This is a genomic window from Acetobacter pomorum (genome assembly GCF_002738225.1).
GTDB lineage: Bacteria > Pseudomonadota > Alphaproteobacteria > Acetobacterales > Acetobacteraceae > Acetobacter > Acetobacter pomorum.
Genome location: NZ_PEBQ01000093.1, coordinates 336490 through 343783, shown reverse-complemented (window position 1 = coordinate 343783; position 7294 = coordinate 336490). Strand labels below are relative to the sequence as shown.

Annotated in this window: 5 protein-coding genes; all 5 read right to left on the bottom strand. The window is 44.9% G+C overall.

Features of this window, described 5'->3' with window-relative positions:
• Positions 1-307: 307 nt before the first annotated feature.
• The gene (locus CSR02_RS07540; RefSeq protein WP_099541112.1) at positions 308-1072 is read right to left on the bottom strand and encodes an NYN domain-containing protein; all 765 of its coding nucleotides are present in this window, start codon (positions 1070-1072) and stop codon (positions 308-310) included.
• A gap of 284 nt (positions 1073-1356) precedes the next feature.
• Positions 1357-3867 (bottom strand): TonB-dependent receptor plug domain-containing protein, encoded by a 2511-nt coding sequence (locus CSR02_RS07535; RefSeq protein ID WP_244176858.1) that lies wholly within the window; start codon positions 3865-3867, stop codon positions 1357-1359.
• Positions 3868-3991: 124 nt separating this feature from the next.
• Positions 3992-5188: an acyl-CoA dehydrogenase family protein gene (locus CSR02_RS07530; protein WP_099541110.1), complete on the bottom strand. Its 1197-nt coding sequence runs from the start codon at positions 5186-5188 to the stop codon at positions 3992-3994.
• Complete coding sequence (locus tag CSR02_RS07525) at positions 5185-6531, bottom strand: MFS transporter (protein WP_099541109.1); 1347 nt, start codon at positions 6529-6531, stop codon at positions 5185-5187. The genes CSR02_RS07530 and CSR02_RS07525 overlap by 4 nt, the downstream gene beginning before the upstream one ends.
• Positions 6521-7219: an enoyl-CoA hydratase/isomerase family protein gene (locus CSR02_RS07520; RefSeq protein WP_099541108.1), complete on the bottom strand. Its 699-nt coding sequence runs from the start codon at positions 7217-7219 to the stop codon at positions 6521-6523. Before CSR02_RS07520 ends, CSR02_RS07525 begins: the two co-directional genes overlap by 11 nt.
• Between the last annotated feature and the right edge of the window lie 75 nt (positions 7220-7294).

Genomic DNA, 7294 nt, shown 5'->3' with positions numbered 1-7294 from the left:
AAGGCTCAGTCTTACTATTTGACGTTCGTCTATACTGACCATCGGAGCGACGATGTCGTATCCATGCCTCTCACGGCGCATCCGGATCGTTTTGAAGATACGGCTGCTGTCACCCTCCTATCGTGCGAACCGAAGCGGCATCATCGCAAGTGACGATCTTTGCACCGAGCGATCCGCCCGGAGATCCAACTTCTCAGCGTTTGTATTGCGCTGTTTTGGAACGGCTTCATGATTCATCCTCCCAATCACCATAGTTTGTTAGAAGCTGCGATGAGATCGAGAGTGACTGCACATTGATTTAGAATACTTATTTCAATCGTTTCAATACAAAATCATCTGTTCCTTCAAGCTTCGAATTTGTATTTAAGCGGTAGAAACGACTAGCTTCTTTCCTAAGGTCTCCTTCATCACACTTATTATATGAAAGTACGCATACTTCTATATTATACTTTGATTTTATATACGAGATCGCTGGTGCGAAGTCTGAATCTCCCGTTACTAAAACAATTAAATCAGCACCTTCATTGGCCTCAACCAGCAATTCAGTTGCTATTCTTGCGTCCACTCCAGACTGAAAAGCAATTCCACCCTCTCGAACTTTCAAAGAACATACGTGCCAAGTGGCGGAAGTGTACATAACTTTTATTTCACCGTTAACAGTAAAACGACATTTCCTAAATCTTTCAAGCTTATTTTTATCGCTGAATAATTTCTCATCCCTCGGATCTTCATTCAACATCGCATCATATCCGACAGTACGTAGGCTTATTCCATCGTGTTTCTGTTCTGCAATCTCAATAAATTCATATAGAACCCACATCTGAACACAGTGTAGCCACGCAGCTACCATCTCGTGCATTTTGTCCTTAGATTTTTTCAAATTACCTTTGGAAACAATTGGGTGTCTTATATGAAAACCATCTACTATAATTGATATATTATAGCATGTTAGATTGTTATTAAATCCATCTTCATCTGGATTTTCTTCTTCTATTATTTTCGCTTCTTTTTCTCCAATTATTTCGGATAATGTCTTTGGTATAAAATCAATGGTTTTGATAATATCAGTCATCAGTCTTGTTCTTCCGAATAAAGATAATTACTTTAGCATTCTGTACTGCAAGAACATGTAAATGCAATAGAAAATATAGTCATCATGTATTCATAATAGATATCACTTTGCTTTTACCACCAGAACTGAGTAGGCAAGATGGCCGCCACATATGAATGATATGCGCATACATACCATTCATATCTGTAATCCACACCACCACCGTCATCCATCTTATGCCAGAAAAATAAAGTCCTGATATTAATATTTTATATATTCGATATAAAAATGAATACGAATTCACTTCATAAATGATAGCTCACTTTAGCAAAATAATACCCACCCATAAATCCATATGCGGAATAATATGGATACTTAAACGCACCACTGGAAGACGCCTGCCCTGCCTGAGAAACTTGGTTGGGATATTTGTTAAATAAGTTTTGAGCCCCAACACTTAAAGACCAACGGGTGTTAATATCATAATTCACCGTCAAATTCGTAATGAAGGCTGGATGCACCACTGTCCAATCCTGCGTTGCCAGACTGGGATTGGCAATATACGTCAACTGTCCGTAGCGTTGCTCTTGAAAAGAGACCAACCATTTATTTTTAGACCACGTTATATCCAGAGTTTCTCTATTTTTAGGAGATGAATGCAACAAAGTATTTTGAGCATACCCGTTAAAATAGGGCTGGTTAAGCGCCAAAAGCTGCGATGGCGTGCTATTATAATGACTGATTTCAGTATCAGAGAAATTCACGCCCACAGCAAAAATCCACTGTCCATAATCATGCAAATTCAGATGATACGCCGCACTTACATCCCCCCCATTGGTGACTGTATTCACTGGGTTGGTATAATACTGCACATAGCGAATTCCATTTAAACCCAGATTGGAAAGCATATTTTCCACTGCTGTACCTCCAAACTGCGTTGAATTCGCCATACGATCATTGATCGCAATGCGATACAGATTGGCTGTAAGTGTAAAATCGTCCGCCGGATGTGCATCTATGCCAATGCTATAGCTACGGGAATATTCTCCTTTCAGCTGGCCGCCTCCCAATGCTTTGGCTGCAGCACTTGTGGTTGGCAATTGTGCAAATGTGTAAGTTGGAAAGGTTGAAGTATAATAATAATTTTCCTGGCCAAGAGTTGGAGGGCGATACCCTGTATTGATATTGGCGCGCACAGCCCAGCGTTTGTTAAAATCATAACGCGTGCCAATCGAACCTGTTTCAGTCGTAGCCAGGTTAGAATAATTTACCACATGGCCGCCGAGCGTCCATTCCCATTTTGGTAGAATATGAAACGAAAGATTGGCATGCCCATCAAATGTATCCCGCGCGGTATCACTGGCTGTTTCTGGTGATGCTCCAATATGACCAGATGCTCCCGGTGTTGCCAAAGCACCCGCATTTGGCCCATCAAGCACTGCTTCCCCTCCATCAGCCCAAGATTGATATTCTCCTGCTGTGAGTTGGAAGGTGTCATGCCTGTATTCTCCCCCAAACTCCAAGGTGACCGGACGTGATAAAAAGGAAGGATGGAAGTTTCTCGATGCCTTAAAACCCGTTACAAACTGGCTGGAAATATCCGACCCATCATAAAAATTACGTTTACTCGCAAGGCCAAAAGTTGGGTTATTGGAATTAAGGGTTGTATAACTTTCATCATCACGCCCAAATGTTACATAACCATCCCAATCAAAACCTGCTGTTGTTCCCTTTACACCACCGTTCACCTGAAAATCATTTTCTGTCATACCCATCAACGGAATAAAACCATCAGGGTAAAGCGCACGCACTGTATTATCGTTTGCCTGATTCCGGTAAGTTACTTGGTTTTCTACAGTTCTATGCCCGTAAGTAGCTGTTAAATACCCACGAATACTATCCGTAACAGGTAACTCACCATTAACGGAAAGAGTCTCCATGGTTGTATGCCCCAACCCTTCCAATCTATTATAATCCCGGCCAGCTTTTGCCTGACGCGGATCTGCACTGCCATCAGCCAATGGAAAATACATACTGCCGGTATAAAGCCCAGAACGATTGGTTGGTAACTGGTTGGAAACCTGGGCTGCCACATCCAAATAACCACCATGATGGCCTAGCTTGATGGCATAATCTCCATACCCATTTACGCCCACCCCATCTCCGGCATAATAACCACTATCCACAAAATTGAGCGAACCACCTTTTGTATTGTGCTTGAGAACAATATTGACCGCACCTGCAATGGCATCCTGCCCATATAAAGCGGAAGCCCCTTCAGTAATAACTTCAATATGATCAATTGCACTTAAGGGAATTAAGGATAGATCAGCCGGTTCTGTGCCAGAATTAGGGCCTGCATTGGCATTAAAATTTGCTGTCAGATGCCTCCGCTTACCATTAACGAGCACTAATGTCTGATCGGCTGAAAGATTACGCAATTGCATGGTGCGTATAAAACGGTTGGAACCAACGCCACTAAATGACGGCGAACTTACCGAAGGTATGAGTTGTTCCAATGCTGCCATAGCATTGCTCTGTCCGGTTCTTACAATCTCCTGCGCGCTGATAACCTGTACATTCACCGTACTATGTCTACGCGTGTTACCAGAAAGAACTGAACTTTCCTGCTTACCTACAACAGAGATATTTTCTGGCGACGATGGTAAAGCAGCTTGTTTATGAGATGCCTTTTTTACATCAGGTATATTTTTTTTACCAACATGATGCGCAGCTACTGGATGTACCTCCTGACGATAGCGGCTTTTCCCTTCTTCCGTTGTATTGGCAGACGTAACAGATGGGAGCGACATCATAACCACAACAATTGGAAGTGATTTTCTTCCATTAACAACATTAACACCAATATGCTTGATCCTTTTGTTTATACAACTAATTTAAATAGTTGTATTTAGGTAAAAAAAATACCCGCAGGTCGATTTAGTAAGTAAACGCTATGGGAGGAGGCTCTCCATTAAGAAGAAAATTGCCAATGGCCTTATATTTGTAAAAAATGCTGTCATGGGTTGTATGTGTACGAGCATTACGCCAGTGCCGGTCAAAATTGAACGATTTCTGTGTTGTGGCAGCTCCACCTACATCATATAATTTTTGTGCAACATGAATGGCACTTTCTGTTGCAGATATTTTAGCTTCCGCTACAGAAATAGATGATTGTACAAGAAGTTTTTCGGTTTCTACGCTTGTATCACAACCCTGCTTTATATCTTTCAACTGAGCGCGCGCCGCCTGCTCCACATATTCAGCCGCACGCCGCACCAATGCTTCAGCACCCCTTACGCGCGCTGCAATTTCTCCTACTGTGTAAAGAATATATGGATCATCACTTGCTCTGTTCACACCACTCTCACGCAATGGGCGGGTATGATTCTTGGCCCAATAAACTGCATCATCCAGCACTGCCAGCCCAATGCCCACATCAATCGCACTGTGAATCAACTGGGCAGAAGCACCAACATAGTTACGCTTGCCAGCCCAATGCCCCGTTGGAATAATCTGCTCTGCCGACAGAACAATGTCGTGAAACTCTGTCACACCACTTGCTGTAGTGCGCTGGCCCATTCCATCCCAATCATCCTGCAAGACAAGGCCTTGCGTATCCTTGGGCAGCATAACGTATAACCCTTGCCCGGCTTCATCCACCGCCTGCACTTTGATAAGATCTGCAAAGAGGCATCCTGTGCTGTAAAATTTGCTGCCTCTCAAAACAGTTTTTCCATTCACATGCGCAACATGTGTATGAATTTCTCCTCTAAACTTTCCACTCCGCTCAGCTACAGCTCCAGAACTTATAATGCCCCGAGCAATCTGCCCCAGATAACGCACCTGCGCATCTGGATGAGCGATAAGCCTAAGCTGTTCAATATTGATAAAATGCGGAAAAAGCCCCTGTGCCACATTGGGATCTGCCTTTCCCAAAGTTATAAAAATATCTGCGACATCCGCCTGAGTAATATCTCCCCCACCTAGTTGTTTTTGCACACGTGCAGCTCCAAGACCTGAGCTGGCAATTTTTTCAAAAATATCAAACGGCAAAATGCGCTCTGCATCTCGCCGAGATGCACCCTCGGCAATAATGGGAGCAAGCGTGTGCGCAATCTGAACATAATCTGTCATAATGATGAATCCATTACCGAATGAGAATGGGAAACATGGAGGTTTACAGTGCTGGCAGTCATGGCCAGCAATACGATCACGCCAAGCCCAACAAATAGACTGACAATACTTAAGGCTACTTCAAACCCACCCAACCAGGTTTTGAGAAAACCAATGAACATTGGAACAAACATGCTGCTGATCTGACCACAGCAATTTATAAGCGCAAACCCAATGGCGCGGTCCCGCGCAGGCAACATTCCTGCAGGAATGCTCCAAAAAATTGCTGTTGCAATCAGATAACCTGCAACCATCACAGTTAAAAAAAACAATGTAGCCGCGGCCTCATGTGCCATCCACGGCAGTGCCAGCATACCGCTCATGGCCAAACCACCACCTAATGCAAAATGCCAACGCCGTTCCTGCTGATAATCTGAATGCTGGCAAGCTAACAGCATTGCCACAATACCCACCACATGTGGCAGAGCGCTTAACAACCCCAACTGTTGGAGATTTTGCACGCCCGCAGCCCGCAATAGCGATGGCACCCAGAAATTAACAACGTTACCTGTGCATGTAATGGTCAAGCAGTAACTTAAAGATAACAACCATAGTGTGGGGTTGGAAAAAGCACTGGCAAGCGATACCCGGACAGGATGCACAACAGAGGCAGGTTCGCATACCATGGCCTGCTGAATGATATTTTTCTCATCACGGCTAAGCCAACGTGCAGCCGCAGGTTTGTCCGCCAGCCAGCCAAATGCCAGAAGCCCAGCCACAACCGGCGGCATTCCCCCCAATAAGAACAGCCACTGCCACCCATGCCATCCCCATACCCCGGCCAGATGTGTCATAATCCACGTTGCACTTGGCCCGCCCACAATTCCGCACACAGCAATAGCCATGATAAAGCGAGAGGTGATACGCGCCCGATATGCGCTAGGGAACCAATACGTCAGATACAGAATAACACCCGGGAAAAAACCAGCTTCTGCCATACCCAGCAAAGTACGCGCGACGTACAGAGAATGCGCCCCCTGCACAAACGCCATGCCAATGGTTATGATTCCCCAAAAAATCATGATCCGGGCAAGGGTTCTGCGCGCGCCCCAACGCTCCATAACCAGATTGCTCGGTATTTCGCACAATAGGTAACCTGCCGAAAACAAACCAACAGATAAACCAAAAGCCGTATCGCTTATATGCAGATCCGTACCAAACTGAAGATGTGCAAAACTAATAGCAACCCGATCCAGCCAGTTAAAAACAAGGCAGATAAAAAGAAAAGGCATAAGATGCCATGCAACACGGCGGAAAACAGCCTCTTTTACCTGCCCATCTAAAACAACATCATCATTGTTCATATCGACCGACTTCCTGCCTGGCCCGATCAACCAGCGCATAATGTCTATTTAAACGGGTACGTCGTTCGGCAAGCAGCAATCGCTTGCTCCAAGCCATGGCGGATGTCGGCAAAGCTGCCAAACGTGTGGCGAGAGCCATTGCTTCCACCAACGGATCTTTTGCAAGTGAAGACACAAGCCCTATGTGTTGCGCCTCCTCTGCATCAAAAGAGCGCCCTGTCAGCATGATATCAAGAGCTGCGGCTTCTCCGATCAAGGCGGGGAGTTCAACCGCGCTAAATCCAGAAAGCATGTCATGCTCAACCTCGGGGAAGCAGAAACGCGTTTGCGGTGCCGCAATCCGAAAATCGCAATACATAGCTATACTTATCCCCAATCCAATAACATGACCGTGCAACGCAGCAACAATCGGTTTTGTAAAATCCTCCGCCACACCAGGAATACAAGAGGCCAGAATATCTGTTGTGGCGACCTGCTTTGTTGCCGCAATTTCTTTCAGATCCGATCCAGCACAAAAGGCACGCTCTCCCGCACCGTGCAAAACCACAGCTCTAACTGCCTGATCATGCTGTGCTTTATGCCAAACACGCCCTAGTGCAGCCTTGTCGTGGCTATCCAGCGCATTCAGCCGATCAGGACGATTGAGAGTGATGATGAGCACACCAGACTGTATAGCACTATCTATCATGGTTTATTCCAATTTAATCATTATTGCGAATCGTTAAATTAACCATAGCAACATTTCTCTATGTGGAATATAAAA

What these genes read in the sequence shown, in the direction of transcription:
- CSR02_RS07535 (WP_244176858.1), bottom strand. Translation starts at nt 3,867, where the DNA reads ATGATGTCGCTCCCATCTGTTACGTCTGCCAATACAACGGAAGAAGGG.
- CSR02_RS07540 (WP_099541112.1), bottom strand. Translation starts at nt 1,072, where the DNA reads ATGACTGATATTATCAAAACCATTGATTTTATACCAAAGACATTATCC.
- CSR02_RS07525 (WP_099541109.1), bottom strand. Translation starts at nt 6,531, where the DNA reads ATGAACAATGATGATGTTGTTTTAGATGGGCAGGTAAAAGAGGCTGTT.
- CSR02_RS07520 (WP_099541108.1), bottom strand. Translation starts at nt 7,219, where the DNA reads ATGATAGATAGTGCTATACAGTCTGGTGTGCTCATCATCACTCTCAAT.
- CSR02_RS07530 (WP_099541110.1), bottom strand. Translation starts at nt 5,188, where the DNA reads ATGACAGATTATGTTCAGATTGCGCACACGCTTGCTCCCATTATTGCC.